General features: G+C 67.6%; 13 protein-coding genes, 1 tRNA gene and 1 pseudogene. 3 read left to right on the forward strand and 12 right to left on the reverse strand.

Annotated features, from left to right (window positions below; genetic code table 11):
- The first annotated feature begins 1 nt into the window (after window position 1).
- Both LWJ43_RS21395 and drmB read left to right on the forward strand, forming a co-directional pair.
- Window positions 2-3,469 carry a helicase-related protein gene (locus tag LWJ43_RS21395; RefSeq protein ID WP_277333832.1) on the forward strand — a complete coding sequence of 1,156 codons (3,468 nt, stop codon included), beginning with the start codon at window positions 2-4 and terminating at the stop codon, window positions 3,467-3,469.
- Window positions 3,418-5,388 (forward strand): DrmB family protein, encoded by a 1,971-nt coding sequence (gene drmB, locus LWJ43_RS21400; RefSeq protein WP_277333833.1) that lies wholly within the window; start codon window positions 3,418-3,420, stop codon window positions 5,386-5,388. The genes LWJ43_RS21395 and drmB overlap by 52 nt, the downstream gene beginning before the upstream one ends.
- A 131-nt stretch (window positions 5,389-5,519) precedes the next feature.
- On the opposite strand, the gene LWJ43_RS21405 is transcribed toward drmB, so the two are convergent.
- The 4 genes from LWJ43_RS21405 to LWJ43_RS21420 all read right to left on the reverse strand — a co-directional run bounded on the left by LWJ43_RS21405 (window position 5,520) and on the right by LWJ43_RS21420 (window position 8,939).
- Window positions 5,520-6,671: a tyrosine-type recombinase/integrase gene (locus tag LWJ43_RS21405; protein WP_277333834.1), complete on the reverse strand. Its 1,152-nt coding sequence runs from the start codon at window positions 6,669-6,671 to the stop codon at window positions 5,520-5,522.
- 220 nt (window positions 6,672-6,891) lie between these two features.
- A tRNA-His gene (locus LWJ43_RS21410) sits at window positions 6,892-6,964 on the reverse strand.
- Between the two features lie 123 nt (window positions 6,965-7,087).
- Window positions 7,088-7,696 (reverse strand): oligoribonuclease, encoded by a 609-nt coding sequence (gene orn / locus LWJ43_RS21415; RefSeq protein ID WP_277333835.1) that lies wholly within the window; start codon window positions 7,694-7,696, stop codon window positions 7,088-7,090.
- 10 nt (window positions 7,697-7,706) lie between these two features.
- A complete protein-coding gene (locus LWJ43_RS21420) occupies window positions 7,707-8,939 on the reverse strand; it encodes a helix-turn-helix domain-containing protein (RefSeq protein ID WP_277333836.1) in 1,233 nt (410 codons plus the stop codon).
- Between the two features lie 824 nt (window positions 8,940-9,763).
- On the opposite strand from LWJ43_RS21420, the gene LWJ43_RS21425 reads away from it, so the two are divergent.
- A complete protein-coding gene (locus tag LWJ43_RS21425; protein ID WP_030875140.1) occupies window positions 9,764-10,285 on the forward strand; it encodes a universal stress protein in 522 nt (173 codons plus the stop codon).
- Between the two features lie 84 nt (window positions 10,286-10,369).
- On the opposite strand, the gene glmS is transcribed toward LWJ43_RS21425, so the two are convergent.
- The 8 genes and pseudogenes from glmS to LWJ43_RS21465 all read right to left on the reverse strand — a co-directional run bounded on the left by glmS (window position 10,370) and on the right by LWJ43_RS21465 (window position 19,427).
- Window positions 10,370-12,199 carry a glutamine--fructose-6-phosphate transaminase (isomerizing) gene (gene glmS, locus LWJ43_RS21430; RefSeq protein WP_277333837.1) on the reverse strand — a complete coding sequence of 610 codons (1,830 nt, stop codon included), beginning with the start codon at window positions 12,197-12,199 and terminating at the stop codon, window positions 10,370-10,372.
- 54 nt (window positions 12,200-12,253) lie between these two features.
- Complete coding sequence (locus LWJ43_RS21435) at window positions 12,254-12,529, reverse strand: hypothetical protein (protein WP_277333838.1); 276 nt, start codon at window positions 12,527-12,529, stop codon at window positions 12,254-12,256.
- Window positions 12,530-12,706: 177 nt separating this feature from the next.
- Complete coding sequence (locus LWJ43_RS21440) at window positions 12,707-14,488, reverse strand: IucA/IucC family protein (protein ID WP_277333839.1); 1,782 nt, start codon at window positions 14,486-14,488, stop codon at window positions 12,707-12,709.
- Window positions 14,485-15,060, reverse strand: a complete 576-nt coding sequence (locus tag LWJ43_RS21445) for a GNAT family N-acetyltransferase (protein ID WP_277333840.1) — start codon at window positions 15,058-15,060, stop codon at window positions 14,485-14,487. The genes LWJ43_RS21440 and LWJ43_RS21445 overlap by 4 nt, the downstream gene beginning before the upstream one ends.
- Entirely contained in the window at window positions 15,057-16,343 is a 1,287-nt protein-coding gene (locus LWJ43_RS21450) for a lysine N(6)-hydroxylase/L-ornithine N(5)-oxygenase family protein (RefSeq protein ID WP_277333841.1), read from the reverse strand. Before LWJ43_RS21450 ends, LWJ43_RS21445 begins: the two co-directional genes overlap by 4 nt.
- Window positions 16,327-17,775, reverse strand: coding sequence for a pyridoxal phosphate-dependent decarboxylase family protein (locus LWJ43_RS21455; protein WP_277333842.1), 1,449 nt, complete (start codon window positions 17,773-17,775; stop codon window positions 16,327-16,329). Before LWJ43_RS21455 ends, LWJ43_RS21450 begins: the two co-directional genes overlap by 17 nt.
- Before the next feature lie 159 nt (window positions 17,776-17,934).
- Window positions 17,935-18,252, reverse strand: a pseudogene (locus tag LWJ43_RS21460) (siderophore-interacting protein); the annotation flags it as partial.
- 146 nt (window positions 18,253-18,398) lie between these two features.
- Window positions 18,399-19,427 (reverse strand): ABC transporter substrate-binding protein, encoded by a 1,029-nt coding sequence (locus LWJ43_RS21465; RefSeq protein ID WP_277333843.1) that lies wholly within the window; start codon window positions 19,425-19,427, stop codon window positions 18,399-18,401.
- Between the last annotated feature and the right edge of the window lie 47 nt (window positions 19,428-19,474).

Genomic DNA, 19,474 nt, shown 5'->3' on the forward strand with positions numbered 1-19,474 from the left:
GATGGCTGAACACGACCGGACAGCAGGCCGTGACAAGATCACAAAGGCGCTGAGGGATGAACTCCTAGGTCCTGCGCCCGCCGGCAAGCCGCTCGACAGGTTCACCTTCGAGAAGAAGGAGGACTCCTACGGGCCCTGGACCAACGCCGCCACCGGCGAGGAGATCTTGGAACGCGATCCCCTAATTCGCTATGGCGTCGGTGTGCTATACCCCGTTGCCGGTGCGACCGGCTCCAAGATTGCAGACCAAGCCATCGTGCCTGGCCTGACTGCCGAAAATACCGAGGGACCGCAGACCGGGACGTGGGAAGGATCCTCGGGGAGGCTCGGAGCGACCTCTGACGACGCCGACTTCGACCTTTCCGGCGCCAACGAACGGCGGCCTACGGCCATGGGCATCTCGTTCCTCATGGCCCCAGAGCCGCAGACCGGTCTGAAGATCGAGGTCACCGGCGGCCGATACGAGCAGATCAGGATCGACCTTCCGGGCGGGGCCAGGCGTACATGGTGGACCCGTGTCCCAGTCAAGGCCGTGTGGCGTCTGACCGCTGAACACTTTCAGCGGTCTCCCTTTCTCCACCGCGAGCTCATTCCCGTTGCTGACGAGTCCGCAGGGCTGGAAGGGCTCGCTCTGCGGCTGACAGTGAACCTTCGACGTCACGCTGGGGGCATCCTGACGACCGTTGCCCTCGTGAACCGGTCCACACCGGGCACCAAGGCGGTGGACGCCGCATGCCTCTTCCAGGCCGACGTGACAGCGATTCCCGAGAACAGCTGGATTGTCCCCTACCCCGAGGGTCCCGAAGCCGGAGCGCACCCTGACGACGCGTCCTTCCGCCTTCTCTACAGGCGCGAGCAGACGTACGCAGTCGGACATGGCTGTTCCGCCGATTGGGACGATCCCGATCTCGACGGACGCTCGCAATGGGCCAAGGCGGATTCGCTCCCCGAGTACGAGACGCCGAGCACTACCCCCGACATCGTTCTCGAGGACGGGACGGCACTGACCGTCTCCATGAGGCAACTCGCCGGGGCCGAACCGGGCGGTATGGCCCAGCTCGAACGGGTCCTGACAGAGTACGCAGGCTGGATCGAGAAACACAGGGTACAAGCGGCCGCTCTAGAAGGAGAGTTCCGCAAGACCGCCGAGCGCCACATGGTTGAGTGCACCAGGGCGTTGGAGCGCATGCGCGAAGGGCTGGAGCTGGTCCGCGACCCGGACAGCGATATCGGCAAGGCTTTTCGGCTGGCCAACACAGCGATGTACAAGCAGCAGTTGCGCTCCGGCGCGGAGCTGCGTACCACACAGCTCGTCGATGAGCGGATTCGCGTTGAGGGCGAACCGCCTGACGAAGCAGGCACCGAGGCGAAGGGACGTGGGGCATGGCGGGCTTTCCAAATCGCCTTCCTGCTCGCTGCCGTTCCTTCAACTGCCAACCCTGCCCACCCCGACCGCTCCGTCGTCGACCTGATCTTCTTCCCTACCGGAGGAGGGAAGACCGAGGCGTACCTAGGCCTCTCCGCTTTCGCAATGCTGCTCAGACGGTTGCGTGAACCTGGCGATGTGAGCGTCACGATCCTCATGCGCTACACCCTGCGACTCCTGACAGCCCAGCAGTTTCTGCGTGCGGCTGGGCTGATTTGTGCGCTTGAGGACTTGCGCCGCCATCGGGAGAAGGAGCTGGGCGGTGAGCGGTTCTCCATCGGAATCTGGGTCGGCAGTGACTCGACGCCAAACAAGAACACCGATGCCGTCAGGGATTTGCGGGCGATGGAACGCGAAGGAGGAGAGAACCCCTTCTTGCTGCTGCGGTGTCCTTGGTGTGCCGCTCAGATGGGGCCGGTGAAGAGCGTTGACAACCCCAACTTGACGGCAAGCGGGCGAGGGAGACCCCCGCGCCGAAAGCACAAGGGAAGGCAGAACTCCGTTGCCGGCTACGAGGAGTACCGTGGGCGAGTCATTTTTCGGTGCCCGGACGCGAATTGCCAGTTCTCCACTGCCGACCGCCCGCTTCCCGTCTACGTTGTTGACGACGATGTGTACGAGTGCCGACCGTCTCTCGTCATTGGGACGGTAGACAAGTTCGCGCAACTCGCTTGGAACCCCCGTGCGCGGGCCTTGTTTGGACTGGGAGAGTCTGGACGACGCGCCTACTCACCTCCAGAGCTGGTCATCCAGGACGAGCTCCATCTGATCGCGGGGCCCCTTGGCTCGATGACTGGCTTGTACGAAGGCCTCATCGAGGAGCTGTGCACCGATCGGCGCGCAGACCCCCCGGCCCCGCCGAAGCTCATTGCCTCGACGGCGACTATTCGTCGCCACGAGGAGCAGATCCGCGCCTTGTATGCCCGCGACAGAGTCCTGCTCTTCCCTCCGCATGGAATCGACGCGGAGGACTCGTTCTTCGCGGTGTACGCACGGGACAGTGAAGGTAGGAGACTTCCAGGACGCAAGTACATCGGGGTCCACGCGCCCGCGCTCGGATCTATGCAGACCACGCAGGTGCGCTCCTTCGCGGCACTTCTGCAGGCGGCGAAGGACGCTCCAGAGGAGGAGCAGCAGGACCCCTGGTGGACACTGATGGCTTTCTTCAACAGCCTCCGGGAGCTTGGCAACTCCCTGTCGCTGATGCAGTCCGACATCCCCGACTACCTCAAGACGATTAACAACCGTTCCAGCGCCGACCGCACCGAGGTCAGATACCTCAACAGGGTCGAGGAGATGACAAGTCGACTCCGGCAGGACCAGATTCCCGAAGCGATGGAAAAGCTTGCACAAAGGGCTAAGGGCGGCAAGGCCATTGATGTCTGCCTCGCGTCCAGCCTGATCGAAGTGGGTATCGATATCGACCGGCTTTCTCTCATGGCAGTGGTGGGCCAACCCAAGAGCACCTCCCAGTACATTCAGGTCACAGGCCGGGTCGGCCGAAAGTGGGACAAGCGTCCCGGCTTGGTTGTCACCCTCTACGGTGCTGCCAAACCGCGCGACCGAAGCCACTTCGAGCGCTTTCGCAGCTACCACCAGCGGCTTTACGCCCAGGTTGAACCCACCAGCGCAACCCCCTTCGCTCCGCCGGCCCTGGACCGCGCGTTGCATGCCGTCGCCGTCGCCTATATCCGACAGACAGCCGATCAGTCTCTTCCACCGTTTCCCTTCCCTGCGGAACTGTTCGACAAAGCTGTGGAACTCCTGTGCACCCGGGTGGCGTTCTGCGATCCCGGTGAGGAGGATCGCGTCGTTTCCGTTCTGAGTAAACTCCGCAAAGAATGGGCCAACTGGCAGCCGACCTCATGGGGGACACCGGGAGGAAGCGCTGAGCTCGGCAGCCTTATGCGTGCTGCGGGCCAATATGCAGACGGCAACGTTGAGGCAAGCACCTGGCCCACTCCCACGTCCATGCGCGGTGCCGACGCCGAATGCCGCGCCGAGATCACACAGCAGTACGCACTCGAAGGAGCCAAACAGTGATCCGCGGCAAAGTTCGGCGCTCTCAACTCGTAGCACCCTTCGGGCCTGGAGCTATGCAGGTCCTCGCGGATGGCACTTCTGTCATCACCGCCGGCCTCGACCACTGGTTCGTCCCCGGTGAAAGGCTGGACCAAGAGGAGTTCCGCATCCACGAGTGGCGACTGGAGAGTCACCTGGGGGTGGACGCTCTCTACACCCCGCCTGACTATCGGGACAACTTCAAGGCCAGCCCCGGCCAGTACAACACTAAGCTCCAGGTCCCAGTCCTGCGCTTCCCCGCCTGGAGCTTCTGCCCCCGGTGCCGCGCTCTCACTCCGCACCCGCTGCACATCGCGGACCGACCGCGCTGCGCCAACCCCGACTGCTCCGGACAGAAGGCGTCCTGGACGCCGTTTCTCGCCCAAGTGCCCTTCGTGGCTCTGTGCGAGCGTGGCCACCTCCAGGACTTCCCCTGGGTTGAGTGGGTCCACAAGTCCGCCAGCCCGACATGCCGGTCGCCTAAGCTCAAGCTTCGGACCTCGGGCGGTGGCACCCTGGCCTCGCAGCGTGTCGTGTGCGAGACCTGCCACAAGGATCGGGGACTGGAAGGCATCACATCAGTAGAGCGTTCTAACCGGGAGCACGAGCAGGGGACCACATACCTCACTGCTCACCTCGAGGACGGAACCGAGTTCTCCTGCCGTGGAGCGATGCCCTGGCTCGGTCTGGAGATGGGTAGAGGAACCTGCGGAGAGCCGTTGCGCGGCAGTCTCCGAGGTGCATCCAACGTCTACTACGCCTTGGTCAAGAGCTCGATCTTCATCCCTGAAGCATCATCGGTGGGAGTGGATCCCAGCGTGCTAGAGGCCCTCGAAGAACAGACGATCGCTAGGGCTCGGGCGAACGTCCGCGATGTCCTGGAAGACGGCGACAAACTGACCGCGAGCCGCCTGCGGCGTGCCGCGAAGAAGAACGCCTTCCGCCTGGAGAGCTTCACCGATACGCAGATCGAGTCGGCTCTCGCGATTCTGGAAGGCCCAGCGGAGACATCCCACCAGCTGACGACGGAGTCTGTCGACGGCCCAGGATTGTTCCGTCACCAGGAGTACACGAGCATTCGAGACACGATCGACTCCGCCGAACTAGTGGTCAGGGAGCCGGAGGGCGCCCGTGCTAAGGACGTCGAGGAGTTGATCTCGCGAGTCCGCCTCGTCGAGAAGCTGCGGGAGACCCGAGTTCTCTGGGGGTTCAACCGAGTCTTCGCCGAGTCATCCCGGCAGGACACCGACGCCCGCACCGCCCTGTTGCGCCGCCAGACCCCTGATGCCGGCGAGTCGTGGCTCCCCGCCTACACAGTGCTCGGAGAGGGCATCTACCTGGAACTCTCTCCGGAAGCTCTCACGAAGTGGGAGGCCGGTTCCCTGGTGCAGAAGCGGCTGGTTCCTATGGCCCAGCAGTTCCAGTTGCTCGCTCATGAACGCCATCTCGCCCAACGAGAGGTAACTCCTCGGCTGGTCTTGCTGCACACGCTCGCGCACCTGCTGATCAACCAGCTGACGTTCGAGTGCGGCTACAGCTCGGCGTCGCTCCGAGAACGCCTCTACGACTCACCTGGCACTGATGGAATGAATGGCTTGCTCATCTACACAGCCGCCGGGGACTCAGAAGGAACCCTGGGCGGACTCGTGCGAATGGGCCAGCCTGAGCGCTTCGAAGAGGTACTGCGGAACGCGATCACCAATGCTCGCTGGTGCTCCTCTGACCCAGTCTGTATGGACAGCTACGGCCAGGGGCCGGATTCCTGCAATCTCGCAGCGTGCCACAGCTGCGCTTTGCTGCCCGAGACGGCGTGCGAGGAGTTCAATCGTTTCTTGGACCGTGGGCTGGTAGCCGGAACCTTGGATGATCCCGACCTCGGGTTCTTCAGCAGGCTTGAGTGACCTTGGCCGGTTGTCTGGTTCCAGCAAGACCTGTGGTGGTAGGTGACATCCGCACTGGAGCTACGCAGTCTGGGACACGGTGTCCGGAGGGCCCTTCAGTCCCTCTCTGTCAGCCCCACATAGGACACGGTCTAAGCGCCGATCAACCGTAGACCGCGAGCGGACGAGGGGCTGCCGCCCATGGCAGCCTGCACGGCGGCACTGATGTCTGAGTCGAGCGACCTGGCCAAGTGCCCGTAGCGGTCGATCGTCGTCTGGATCGACTCATGACCCAGCCGGGCCTGGATCGCCGGCAGAGGTATGTTCGCGGCTACCAACCAGGCGACGTGGCTGTGCCGCAGGTCGTGAATCCGAGGCTGGCGGGGAAGGCCGGCCTCCATCGCGGCAGCGACTGCGGGTATCCATTTCCGGTTGTAGAAGTTGGAATGCCTCCACGCCTTGCCCGTCGGCGTGCGGAAGATGAACGCCTCCGGTGACATCCCCTGCGTCAGCCTTCGGGCGAGGTCCACCTGCGTCGGGGCGAGCGCGACCAGACGGCGCGCCTTCCTCGTCTTCGGGGGCCCGAGGAAGAATGAGGACTGTGCGCCCCTGGGTGACCTCTTCCAGGCCCTTTGGACGTTGACTGTCGGCCCAGGGCCGCCAAGTCGAAGATCTTGTGCCTGGAGGGCCGTAGCCTCGCCCCACCGCATGCCTGTACCGATCAACCAGTCGGCGAGGTCTCGGGCTGCAGGGTCGGTGAGGTGCTTGCGGAGGAGTTGGTACTCCTCCTGTTCCAGGAAGACCATCTCCTCGGATGTCCCGTCGTCGACACGAGGCAGGCGGGTGTTCGCGCAGCAGTTCTTGGTGCGCAGTGGGGGATCGGCGTCGATCGCCGCTTGCACGATGCACCACAGCAGGCCGTGCCGATTGGCTGTGGACTTCGGCGAGGCCGGTCGACGGACCCACCGCCCTGTCTGTGCGTCCTGCTGGCCTGCTTCCTGAAGCCGAACCCAGTCCTGGACGTCGTCAGCGGTGATGTTCCCGATCGTGGCCGGCATCACCAGTCCCGATCGGGTGGTGTGCGCCATGAGGGAGATGTGCCGATCCACCTCGCGCCGGTAGTCGTCCCGGGTCCGCGGGTCGATACCCGTGAGGCGGTCGACGTAGCGCCGAGCCCAGTCGGTGAGGAGCACGTCGTCGGGGTCCTGCTCGGGCTCGACGAAGCCCTGGCCTGGAACCCAGCCGTAGGGCCAGTGCTGCTTGTGGGCGTCGACGAGCCTCTTGAAGGCGTCCGCCTGGTCCACGTCCCCGAACCTCTCGGCTTCCCATGAGCCGCCACGCCCTCCCTGGAGCCAGCGGACCTGGAAACTCGCCGTTCCGTCCTTGCGGACCCGCTTCCTGATCGTTGCCATGGGTCGCACGTTAGGTCGAAAATCCGGCCGCGTTTGGCCGTGGTTTGGCCAGCCCAGAGAACGAAGAAGCCCCTGACCTGCGTCTCCGCAGGTCAGGGGCTTCCCCTTCAAGGGTGAGTAACGGGACTTGAACCCGCGACATCCTGGACCACAACCAGGTGCTCTGCCAGCTGAGCTATACCCACCATGTCGTCCGGTCGTTTCACTGACCGGCCGAGAAAAAGTGTACAGGGTCCGAGCGGGTGCTCGCGCCCGACTTCCTGGGGGACGGTGCACGGGCCCCGGAGGGCCCGTGACCAGCGACTCTTCTACTGCTGTCCGGCGGGCGGCGTGTGGCGCGCCGCGATCTCCTTGGCGCGGGCGGAGTCCGGGCCGGGCTGCGGCACGAAGACCGCGTCCCGGTAGTACCGCAGCTCCGTGATGGAGTCGCGGATGTCGGCCAGCGCCCGGTGGTTGCCGTTCTTCTCCGGACTGTTGAAGTACGCCCTCGGGTACCAGCGGCGGGACAGCTCCTTGACCGAGGACACATCGACGATCCGGTAGTGGAGGTAGCCCTCCAGCGACGGCATGTCCCGCGACAGGAAGCCCCGGTCGGTACCGACCGAGTTTCCGCACAGGGGGGCCTTGCCGGGCTCCTTCACGTGCTCACGGATGTAGGCCAGGACCCGCTCCTCGGCGTCGGCCAGGGTCGTGCCCCCTGCCAGCTCGTCGAGCAGGCCCGAGGCGGTGTGCATCTGCCGCACCACCTCGGGCATGGTCTCCAGGGCCGCGTCCGGCGGGCGGATCACGATGTCCACCCCTTCACCGAGCACGTTCAGTTCCGAGTCGGTGACCAGCGCGGCCACCTCGATGAGTGCGTCGTCCGTCAACGAGAGCCCGGTCATCTCGCAGTCGATCCACACCATGCGATCGTTCATGGCCCCCACCCTACGGGGCGCTGCGCTGCCCCGGCAGGGCCGGGCGACCCGGAACGTACGCCTCGGAAACCGCTCCCAGGCGCTCCACGACGCCCCCCGGAGCCGTCGTCGCGGTGACCGGGGACGGGCCGGGGGAGGTCGCCGCAGCGGCCCGCCGGCTCGATGCCGTGCCCTGGACGGGAACGGACGTCTCGATCGCCGTGGTGACGCTCTCCAGTACCCCGCCCTGCGGACGGCGTGCCCGGTAGGCGGCGCGGTACGCGGCGGGGGAGGAGCCCAGCTGGCGGCGGAAGTGCCCGCGCAGCGCGACCGGCGAGCGGAAGCCGCAGCGTCCCGCCACCTCGTCGACCGAGTAGTCGGAGGTCTCGAGAAGCCGCTGCGCCTGCAGCACGCGCTGGGTGATGAGCCACTGGAGCGGTGCGCTGCCCGTGAGTGAACGGAACCTGCGGTCGAAGGTCCGTCGGCTCATGTAGGCACGCGCGGCCAGCGTCTCCACGTCGAACTGCTCGTGGAGATGCTCCAGCGCCCAGGCCACGACCTCGGCGAGCGGGTCGGAGCCGATCTCTTCAGGTAAAGATCTGTCGAGGTAGCGCTCCTGACCGCCACTGCGCCGCGGCGGTACGACGAGCCTGCGGGCCAGGGCCCCGGCCGCCTCGGTGCCGTGGTCGGTACGGACTATGTGGAGGCAGAGATCGATTCCGGCCGCCGTCCCGGCCGAGGTGAGCACATCGCCGTCGTCGACGAACAGCTCACGCGGATCGACGTGCACCGACGGATAGCGCTTGGCCAGAGTCGGTGCGTACATCCAGTGCGTGGTGGCCGGACGGCCGTCCAGCAGGCCGGCCGCGGCGAGGACGAAGGCCCCCGTGCAGAGACCGACGATGCGGGCGCCCTCCTCATGGGCGCGGCGCAGCGCGTCCAGTGCCTCTGCGGGCGGCGGGGAGGTGATGGACCGCCAGGCGGGCACCACGACGGTGCCGGCCCTGCTGATCGCCTCCAGGCCGTACGGCGCGCTGAGTTCGAGCCCGCCGGTGGTGCGCAGCGGTCCTTCCTCACCCCCGCAGACCAGCAGGCGGTAGCGCGGAACGCCCGCGTCCTGCCGGTCGATTCCGAAAACTGAGAGCGGAATGGAGCTCTCGAAGATAGGGCCGCCACTGAACAGCAGTACGGCTACGACTTCCCGGCGTCGCCGCCCGGTCAGTTTCCGTGCGGCCTCCGTTGCGGTGGCGGAGTCCTGGCTCATGACGCTAAGCCCCCCTCGGTGTTCGCGTCTTCCTGGTCCCTACGGGCCTGTCGCTCCTGCACGTTTCCCCTCGGTCTCGCACGGGTCCACCAGTCCTCGACTCATGATCGAATCTACTGCGTCCCGTGACCCCGACGTGACACGTTCCCCCACCGGCACTATGTCGACAAGGCAACTTGGCGCGAAGCGTTCGATCACGAAGCGTTTCACTCGCGAGCCCCACAGGGAAGTGCGCATCGCGATCATGGCCCGTCCCCATAGGGTCAAAGCGTACCGCGCGGTCTATTCCTTCCTGGTGGCACGCGGGTTGGGCCCTTGTGGGAGCAAGGGAACGGGGTGGGGGTGAAGTTGGCTGAAAACCGATGGTTGCGTGCGCGTAATCCAGTCATGTGACCGGCGTACGCCCCCTGCCCTCAGGAGCCTCGACGCGCCTCAGGGGTCCCACGGGGCGGTTCGGGCCCCGGACATCGACGTTGTGCAATTGCATGATGGCAGGGCGTGACATCCCGGGGCGAGTGGTCGGGTAGTGCATTCGGCCGTCCTCCCGGAGCCGGCGCGACGGCCGTCCGGAGGGAGTGACGGGAACCCGCCAGAGCGTTCACGAGCTGGATGTACGACGCAACCGGCATTGCCATGACGGGGCGTTCTCCGGCATGCTCCCTCCATCGCCGCATGCGCTGCGCGAGGGCTGGGCAGTGGAGGAGTGGCGCCGTACCCTTGGGGGTAGGGGGTTGGGAAGACGTTTCCCGGACACAGCTCCACCGCTCACAGGTACACCTCCAAATCGCTCCCTCCTCATGAGGACTCTCTTCGTCGAGACACCGATGGCCGGTCACGAAATCCCTGAACCCGCAGACCGCAAGCAGGTAGCCGACCCAGGGTCGGAACCGCAGACGGTCGGAGAGTCGCGCCCTTCCTGCGATCCCGCCTTCCGGCATGGCGTCGTGGTCGGCTTCGACGGCTCGATGTCCAGCGAGCGCGCCCTCGCGTACGCCATCGGAATGGCTCACCGGCACAGCTCCGGGCTGATCATCGTCCACGTGGCCAACCGGCTTCCGACCACCGTCTGGGCCGGCTGCGAGCCGCCCGTGTTCGTCGACGTGCCCGACCACCGCACCGAGGTCCTCGGCCTGGAGCTGGCGTGCGCGGACTACCTCACCGAGGTGCCCTGGGTGCTCGTGGAGCGCGGTGGGGACATCTGCCACGAGCTGGAGGAGGTCGGCCGGGAGTACTCGGCCGACGCCATCGTCGTCGGCTCCACGCACGGCATCGTGGGCCGGATCTTCGGATCCGTGGCCGGCCGCCTGGCGCGTCGGGCGCAGCGCCCGGTCATCGTCATCCCCTGAGCCGCGAAAGGCCCCTGACGGAGCGTCAGGGGCCTTTCGCGGTGCCGTCGTGCGGCGGGCGGACGGGTGGGGTCCGCCACTCGACTACTCGACGGTGACGGACTTCGCCAGGTTGCGCGGCTTGTCGATGTCACGGCCCATGGCGAGCGCCGTGTGGTAGGCGAGCAGCTGCAGCGGGATGCCCATCAGGATCGGGTCCAGCTCGTCCTCGTTCTTCGGGACGACGATCGTGTGGTCGGCCTTCTCCTGCTCGCGGTGGGCGACGGCGAGGATACGGCCGCTGCGGGCCTTGATCTCCTCCAGCGCGGCGCGGTTCTTGTCCAGCAGGTCGTCGTCCGGGACGATCGCGACGGTCGGGAGCGCGGGCTCGATGAGCGCGAGCGGACCGTGCTTGAGCTCGGACGCCGGGTAGGCCTCGGCGTGGATGTAGGAGATCTCCTTGAGCTTCAGGGAGGCCTCCAGCGCGACGGGGTAGCCCCGGACGCGGCCGATGAACATCATCGACTGGGCGCCCGCGTACTCCTCGGCCAGCTTCTTGATCTCGTCCTCCGACTCGAGGATCTGACCGATCTGCTCGGGCAGCTTGCGCAGGCCCTCGATGATCCGCTTGCCGTCGGAGACCGACAGGTCACGGATGCGGCCCAGGTGCAGCGCGAGCAGGGCGAAGGCGACGACGGTGTTGGTGAAGCACTTCGTGGAGACGACGCAGACCTCGGGGCCGGCGTGGACGTACATGCCGCCGTCCGCCTCACGGGCGATCGCCGAGCCGACGACGTTCACGACGCCCAGGACGCGGGCGCCCTTGCGCTTGAGCTCCTGCACCGCCGCCAGCACGTCGTAGGTCTCGCCGGACTGCGAGACGGCGACGTACAGGGTGTCGGGGTCCACGACCGGGTTGCGGTAGCGGAACTCGGACGCGGGCTCCGCGTCCGCGGGGATGCGGGCGAGCTCCTCGATGAGCCCGGCACCGATCAGCCCCGCGTGGTACGACGTGCCGCAGCCCAGGATCTTGATCCGGCGGACCCCACGGGCCTCACGGGCGTCCAGGTTCAGGCCGCCCAGGTGCACGGTGGAGAAGCGGTCGTCGATGCGGCCGCGCAGCACGCGGTCCACCGCGTCGGCCTGCTCCGAGATCTCCTTGTGCATGTACGTGTCGTGGCCGCCCATGTCGTACGACTCGGCCTCCCACTCCACGGTCGTGGGCGTGGCCGTGGTGGTCGAGCCCTCGGTGGTGTACGTGCGGAAGTCGTCGGCCTTGAGGGTGGCCATCTCGCCGTCGTCCAGGGTGACGATCTGGCGGGTGTGCGCGACCAGGGCGGCCACGTCGGACGCGACGAACATCTCCTTCTCGCCGATGCCCAGCACGACGGGGGAGCCGTTGCGGGCGACGACGATGCGGTCGTTGAAGTCGGCGTGCAGGACGGCGATGCCGTACGTGCCCTCGACGGACTTCAGTGCCTCGCGGACCTTCTCCTCCAGGGTGGAGGCCTGTGCGCGGGCGATCAGGTGGACCAGCACCTCGGTGTCGGTCTCGGACAGGAAGACGACCCCGTCGGCGACCAGCTTCGCGCGGATCTCGGAGGCGTTGTCGATGATGCCGTTGTGGACGACGGCGACCTTGTTCTCCGCGTCCAGGTGCGGGTGGGCGTTCTCGTCGCTCGGGGCGCCGTGGGTGGCCCAGCGGGTGTGGGCGATGCCCGTGGTGCCGGCGAACCGCTTGGGCACGCGGGCCTCGAGCTCGCGGACCCGGCCCTTGGCCTTGACCATCTTCAGGGCGCCGGGCTTGCCCGCGGCGGCCTTGCCCGTGATGACGATGCCCGCGGAGTCGTATCCCCGGTACTCCAGCCGCTGCAGGCCCTCCAGCAGCAGCGGAGCCACGTCACGCTTCCCGATGTAACCGACGATCCCGCACATGGATTTTCTGCCCCTCCATCGACGTACAAAAAGTTCGGTGCCCGGCCGCCCGGCTCAGCCGTAGACGATGCGGCGCAGCTGGCGGAGCGAGAGCTCATGCGGCGCCACCGCGCGGTGCGGCAGTTCGGCCGCGATCCGCTCGAAGATCTCCGTGTTCACCAGGCCGCCGGCCTGCAGTTCGCGGTGGCGGCGGCGCACGAAGTCCTCTGTCGTCTCGTCGAAGTACGCCAGCACGTCGAGGATCACCCTGGCCGCCTCGCCGCGCTGGAGCGCGGTGGAGCGTACGAGGTGGTCGACGAGGTCGTCGTGCGTGGGGCGGTGTTCGAGCACCCGTCGATATTGCGTGGAGCGGAGCCGTTACGCAAGAAATCTGCCCGATATCGGGCAGGAATCTCATCAACGTGGGGCTTTATGTCGGAAATGCGCATGAGATTCTCATCCGGCCCCGCCCGCGAAGGGCAGGACCGGACGACGCGGGACCGGATCGCGACGAGCGCCCCGGCCGGCTCAGTACCCCGCGATCGGGTTGCGCAGCCTGCCGGTCAGCTGGAGCGCGCCCGCCGGGTCGTCCAGGTCGACCATCTGCTGGTTGTTCCGCAGCTGCAGCCGGTTCAGGCAGGACAGTGCGAAGTCCTCCGTGAACATGTCGTACTGCTCGAACTTGTCCGAGAGGTACGGCACCGACTCCTGGTAGCCCCTGACGCACGCGGCGACCGTCCGCCAGAAGTCCTCCTCGCCGAGGATCCCCTCGGTGGCCAGCCCGGCGCCCAGGAAGCGGAAGAAGCAGTCGAAGACGTCGGTGAGCACCGAGAGCAGCTTCATGTCCTCGGGGACGTCGGCGCGGATCCGCTCGACCTGGGGCGGCAGCACCGCGTCCGGATCCATGACGGCGATCTCCTCGGCGATGTCCTTGAAGACCGTCCGGCGCACGACGCCGTCCTCGATGACCAGGATCACGTTCTCACCGTGCGGCATGAACACCAGGTCGTACGCGTAGAAGCTGTGCAGCACCGGCACCAGGTACGCGTCCAGGTAGTGCCGCAGCCAGTCGGCCGGGTCCAGCCCCGACTCCGCGATCAGCGCCCCGGCCACCGAGCGGCCCCCGGCGTCGGTGTGCAGCAGGGACGCCATCGTCGCGAGCCGCTCGCCCCCGGCCAGGCCCGGGACCGGGCTCTCCCGCCAGAGCGCGGCGAGCATCTTCAGATACGGGGACCCCTTGGTGGTCGCCGCCTCGTAGGTGCGGTGGCGGTAGCCGATCGCGGCCCGCTCCCGGATGATCGAGAACCCTGCCCCGCGCAGCAGGTCGTCGCGCTCGATCAGGCCGGCCAGCCAGTCGTTGATCGCGGGGGTCGCCTCCATGTACGCGGCGGAGAGTCCGCGCATGAAGCCCATGTTCAGCACGGACAGCGCCGTCTTGACGTAGTGCTTGCCGGGGTGGTCCGCGTTGAAGAAGGTCCGGATCGACTGCTGGGCCAGGTAGGCGTCGTCGCCCTCGCCCAGGCAGACCAGGTGCCGCTGCGCGACCTCTCCGGCGAAGGTGACGGCGAGCTTGTTCCACCACTGCCAGGGGTGGACCGGGATCAGCAGGTAGTCGTCGAGGTCGAGCCCCAGGCCCTTCATCCTCGCGGCGAACCTCCCGAGGGTCTCCTCGCCGAGCTCGCCGGCGACGAGGGTGGGGTAGTCCAGCCCCTCACCCGCGGTGAAGGTGGCGCGATCACGCCTGGCCGCCAGCCAGATCAGCCGGATCCCGGCCGCGGCCTCGGGTGCGTAGGCGCGGTATTCGCCGACCCCGAAGCCGAGCCGCCCGTTGTTGGCGACAAAGCAGGGGTGACCCTCGGTCATCCCTGTCTCCACGGCCTGGAAACCGGCCACGGCCAGCTGGGCGGAGGTGGTCGGTTCCTTGGTCAGCTTGTAGGCGGTTCCGGCCAGCGTGGAGGAGATCTCCTCCAGGTACACCGGCAGGATCTCCGCCGACAGGCCCAGCGTGGCGCGGAGCTCGACGAAGAATTCCAGCGCGTCCAGCGGGAGGTCCGAACCGTGCCGGTGGCGGGTGATCGAACCGGCGTCGACCTGCCAGTGGTCCAGCGCGAAGCGGCGGGCGGCGAAGCGGTACTCGACGGTCCCGTCGTCGCTGCGCACGACGTGGCGGCCGTCGCCGAGCGGTGCGGGGTCGAGCAGCCGTTCGTGCGAGAACTCGGCCAGTGCCTTGCGGATCAACTGCCGGTTGGCGACGGCCCAGCGCTCGGGGGTCAGGTGGTCGGCCGCGGCGGTGGCGGGGTGTGTGGTCATCGGTCGGCTCCAGTGGTCGCGGCCTCGAACTGCTCACGGGTGCAGGCGCTGAGCAGGGCCTGCTTCTCCGGCTTGGTGATCTCACGGATCGCCTCGAAGCCGACGGCCTTGTTCAGCGCGTGCACCGCGCTGTTGGTGACGTCCGGTTCGACGACGACACGGCGTACTCCCGGGTCGGCGAACAGCGTCTCCATGACGGTGGTGATCACGGCCAGGGTGAAGCCGTGCACGGGGTTCTCGGGCGGCGCGACCAGGAAGTGCATCCCGATGTCGCCGGGCTCCGCCTCGTACAGCCCCTTGAGCTCGACCTCGGTGGGGTCGTAGCGCTCCATGAGGAAGGCCGGCCGGCCGTCGTGCAGGCCGATGAAGGCGTCGTGGTGGGGGTGGGCGGCTATCGCCGTGTACTCCCGCTCGACGTCCTCCAGCCGGGCGTCGCCCATCATCCAGAAGGCCGACCTGGGGTGGGTGACCCACGCGTGGACCAGTTCGGCGTCGGACCTGCCGTCCTCCCGGCCGGGGGAGGGGTCCATGGGGCGCACGGAGAACGCCCCGATCTGTTTCGTGCGGGTCATGCTGCGAACTCCTGGAAGGCGACGGACTTCTCGACCGGGTAGTACTCGCGGCCGAGCAGTTCGCCGATGATGTACGCGTTGCGGTAGGCACCCATGCCCAGGTCGGGCGAGGTGACCGAGTGGGTGTGCACCCCGGCGTTCTGCAGGAAGATCCCGCGCCCGGTGGTGTCGATGCTGTAGTTGCGGGCCACGTCGAAACGGCCCCGGGAGTCGCGGCGGATCCGGTCGGCGACGGGCTCCAGGAAGGCCGGCGGGGTGTACCGGTAGCCGGTGGCGAGGATCAGGCCCTCGCTCTCGAGCTCGTAGTCCCTGCCCTGCTCCTCCTGACGCAGGCCCAGGGTGTACGTCCCCGTCGACGCGTCGTGACGCGCGCTGTTCAGGGCGGAGTTGGTGAGAAGGCGGGTGGGCACGGGGCCGTGCAGGTTCTTCTGGTAGAGCAGGTCGAAGATCGCGTCGATCAGCTCGCCGTCGATGCCCTTGAAGAGGCCCTTCTGGCCTGACTCCAGCCGGTAGCGGGTGTCCTCGGGCAGGGCGTGGAAGTAGTCCACGTACTCCGGCGAGGTCATCTCCAGCGTGAGCTTGGTGTACTCCAGCGGGAAGAAACGGGGGGAACGCGTCACCCAGTTCAGCCGGTAGCCGTGCACGTCGATCCCGGACAGCAGGTCGTAGTAGATCTCTGCCGCGCTCTGCCCGCTGCCCACCAGGGTGATGGACTCCTTGGCCTGCAGGTTCGCCTTCTCCTGGAGGTAGCGCGAGTTGTGCAGGAGATCGCCGCCCAGCCCCCGGCAGGCCTCCGGGACGTGCGGCGGGGTGCCGGTTCCCAGGACCAGATGGCGGGCGCGGAACGTGCTGTCGGCGGTGCTGACGGTGTACAGGCCGTCGCTCCCGTCGTACGTAACCGACTGTACGGTTTGGTTGAAATGGATACTGCTTAGCCGGGCCGCGGCCCACCGGCAGTAGTCGTTGTACTCGGTGCGCAGCGGGTAGAAGTTCTCCCGGATGTAGAACGAGTAGAGCCTGCCCCGCTCCTTCAGGTAGTTCAGGAAGGAGTACGGCGAGGTCGGGTCGGCCATCGTGACCAGGTCCGACATGAACGGGGTCTGGAGATGCGCCCCTTCGAGGAACATCCCGGAGTGCCACTCGAAGTCCGGCTTGGACTCCAGGAAGACCCCGTTCAGCTCCTCCACGGGCTCGGTCAGACAGGCGAGTCCGAGGTTGAACGGACCGAGCCCGATCCCGATGAAGTCGTACGGGGCGGCGAGGGGGTCAGGAAGCGCGGTCAAGGGACTCTCCCAGGTACTGCTCGGCGTGGCCGGCGATCAGGTCGAGGACGGCGGTGATGTCGGCCGCCGTCGTCTCGGGGTTGAGCAGGGTGAACTTCAGGTACTGGCTGCCGCCGACCTTGGTGCCCGCCACCACGGCCTCACCCGAGGCGAAGAGCGCCTTGCGGGCGTACAGGTTGGCCCGGTCGATGTCGGCGGACGTCCGGACGCCGCCGGGGACGTAGCGGAAGACCAGGGTGGACAGCCGCGGCTCCACGACGACGTCGAAGCGCGGGTCGGCGGCCAGCAGCCGCCAGCCCTCGGCGGCCAGGTCGCACACCTCGTCGAACAACTCCCCGACACCGTCCGCGCCCATGGTGCGCAGCGTCATCCACAGCTTGAGGGCGTCGAACCTGCGCGTCGTCTGCAGGGACTTGTCCACCTGGTTGGGGATGCGCTCCTGGACGGTCCGCTCCGGGTTGAGGTACTCCGCGTGGTAGGTCGCGTGGCGCAGCGTGGACCGGTCGCGGACCAGCACGGCGGACGAACTCACCGGCTGGAAGAAGGCCTTGTGGTAGTCCACGGTGACCGAGTCGGCGCGCTCGATGCCGTCGACGAGTTCGCGCCGGGTGGGTGAGGCGAGCAGCCCGCAGCCGTAGGCGGCGTCGACGTGCATCCAGGTGCCGTACCGCTCGCAGAGTGCGGCGATCCCGGGCAGCGGGTCGATGGAGCCGAAGTCCGTGGTCCCCGCCGTGGCGACGACCGCCATCGGTACCGCGCCCTCGGCCGCGCAGCGTTCCAATGCCGCGGCCAGCGCGACGGTCCGCATGCGCTTCTCGCGGTCCACGGGGACGGACACGACGGAGTCGGTGCCGAGGCCGAGGAGTTTGGCCGACTTCTGGACGCTGAAGTGGCTGCACTCGGAGGTGAGGATCCGCAGGCGGGTGAACTCCTCCGGGCGGAGCTTGGCCTCCTCGCGGGCCAGCAGCAGCGCGTGCAGGTTGGACTGCGTGCCCCCGCTGGTGAAGACGCCGTCCGCCGCGGGCCCGAGGCCGATGCGGGCCGCCGTCCAGTCGATGAGCCGGCGCTCGATCAGCGTGCCGCCCGCACTCTGGTCCCAGGTGTCCAGGGAGGAGTTGACGGCGGAGAGCACCGCCTCGCCGACCACCGCGGGGATGACCACGGGGCAGTTGAGGTGGGCGAGGTAGCGGGGGTGGTGGAAGTACACGGCATCGCGGAGGTAGACCTCGCCGAGTTCGTCCAGCACCGCGGCCGTGTCGCCGAGCGGCCGGTCCAGATCGATGGCGTCGACGACGGGGCGGAGCCCGTCGGCGTCCATGCCGGTGAACGGCTTGTCGGTGGAGGCGAGTCTGGCTGCGACCTGTTCGACTCCCGCGGTGACGGAGCGACGGTAGTGCTCTGCCGTCGTGCGGTTGAGCAGGTGGGAACGCATGAGGGGGGCCTCCCGGGTGGGGACGTCGTCGCGGCCCTCCGGGCAGAAAGGAAGGGAGCGAGGGCGCGATGGTAAGTTAGGTAAGCCTAACCTAACAATGATCGCGCTCCCCGCTCCCGGGGGGTCCGTCACAGGAACCCCACACGTCACGCAGGTGCGTTACGCGGCGACCCGCGCCGCCTGCTCCCTCGGCTGCTCCTCGCTCAGCCCGCGCCGCCAGTAGCCGGTGAAGGCGACTCGCCGCCGGTCGAGCAGCCTCTCCTGGACGAAATGGCGTCGCAGCGCCTTCACCCCGGAGGACTCGCCGGCGATCCAGACGTACGGGGTGCCCTCGGGCAACTCCTCGGCGCGCACGGCGTCCACGGCACCGGGAGCGCCCTCCTCCCGCACGAGCCAGGTGATGCGCACGTCGGCCCCGGTGCGGATCTCCAGACGGTCCCGGGCATGCGGGACCTCCAGCCAGGCTCGGGCCTTCGTGCGGCTGGTCCGCAGGACCGTCAGGCCGAAGAAGCGGAAGGGGGCGATGGCGGGGGCGGTCGCGGTCGTCATGCGAGGGGTCCTTCCGGGAGGCGGAGCGGCGGATGGCGGTCCGGCCCGGAGGCCCTCCGGGCCGGACCCGGGGATCAGCCGACCTTCTTGGCCTTCTCGATGGCCTCGGCGAGGGCGTCGAGGATGGGCGCGCACTTGTCGTAGGAGTAGATGGGCTCCGTCGTGCGCGGGATGACCTGACCGGCCTTCACGGCGGGCAGCCCGGCCCAGGTCGGCTTCGAGGTCAGGGCGTCGGGCTGCAGGGCCGAGGAACGGTTGTCCATCATGATGATGTCCGCGTCGTACTTGTCGACGTTCTCCCAGCTCAGCTCCTCGAAGAAGCCGGCCTCGTTCACCTTCGGCTCGACGAACCGCACGCCGAGCTCCTGGAAGTACAGGGTGTCCGCGGACGTCTTCGCGAGCGAGACGTAGAACAGGTCCTGACTGGCCGAGCCCACCATGACCTTGATGTTCGGCTGGGACTTGGCGGCGGCGCGCAGCCGGGCCGCGGCCTTCTCGAAGGCGGCCTTGGCGTCGGTGACCTTCTTGGCCTTGACGTCGGCGCCGAGGGACGCGGCGAGGTCCTCGTGGCGCTGGATCGCCTTCGGGACCGTGGTCTGCGCGGCCCACAGGGCGACGCTCGGGGCCAGCTTGAGGATCTTGTCCTTGGACTGGTCCGGCACGTACCAGAGGGCGTCCTTCTCCCACATGGCGGTGACCAGGAGCTCGGGAGCGAGCCCGGCGTACTTCTCGACGTTGAACTCGCCCCAGACGTTGCCGAGTACCTCGACCTTGCTGATGTCGAGGTCACCGGCCTGCACGTCGGCCTTGCCGTCCGACGTCTTCGTCGGGCCGAAGACGCCCTTCACCTCGACGCCGTAGTCGTGGAGCGCGGCGGCGACGCCGATGAACGCGACGATGTTCTTCGGCGCGGACTCGGCCTCGGCGGTCTGCCCGCGGTCGTCCTTGAAGGACCAGGGGCCGGATTTCTCCGCACCCGAACCCGAGGTGGAGCCCTTCTCGTCGCCGTCGCCGCACGCCGCGAGGACGGCACCGAGACCGACGGCGCCACCGACGGCCAGCAGGCCGCGGCGGGAGAGTGAGCTGGTCCGGAGGTCGGTCATGAGTGTGTCTGCTTTCGTACGCGCCGCACGGCGCCCGCTGACGATTC

Source organism: Streptomyces sp. JH34, assembly GCF_029428875.1.
GTDB lineage: Bacteria > Actinomycetota > Actinomycetes > Streptomycetales > Streptomycetaceae > Streptomyces.

Coding starts and splice junctions, on each gene's coding strand:
- LWJ43_RS21440 (WP_277333839.1), bottom strand. CDS start 14,488: ATGACCACACACCCCGCCACCGCCGCGGCCGACCACCTGACCCCCGAG.
- drmB (WP_277333833.1), top strand. CDS start 3,418: ATGCCGCGCCGAGATCACACAGCAGTACGCACTCGAAGGAGCCAAACA.
- LWJ43_RS21425 (WP_030875140.1), top strand. CDS start 9,764: ATGGCCGGTCACGAAATCCCTGAACCCGCAGACCGCAAGCAGGTAGCC.
- LWJ43_RS21455 (WP_277333842.1), bottom strand. CDS start 17,775: ATGCGTTCCCACCTGCTCAACCGCACGACGGCAGAGCACTACCGTCGC.
- orn (WP_277333835.1), bottom strand. CDS start 7,696: ATGAACGATCGCATGGTGTGGATCGACTGCGAGATGACCGGGCTCTCG.
- LWJ43_RS21420 (WP_277333836.1), bottom strand. CDS start 8,939: ATGAGCCAGGACTCCGCCACCGCAACGGAGGCCGCACGGAAACTGACC.
- glmS (WP_277333837.1), bottom strand. CDS start 12,199: ATGTGCGGGATCGTCGGTTACATCGGGAAGCGTGACGTGGCTCCGCTG.
- LWJ43_RS21465 (WP_277333843.1), bottom strand. CDS start 19,427: ATGACCGACCTCCGGACCAGCTCACTCTCCCGCCGCGGCCTGCTGGCC.
- LWJ43_RS21395 (WP_277333832.1), top strand. CDS start 2: ATGGCTGAACACGACCGGACAGCAGGCCGTGACAAGATCACAAAGGCG.
- LWJ43_RS21445 (WP_277333840.1), bottom strand. CDS start 15,060: ATGACCCGCACGAAACAGATCGGGGCGTTCTCCGTGCGCCCCATGGAC.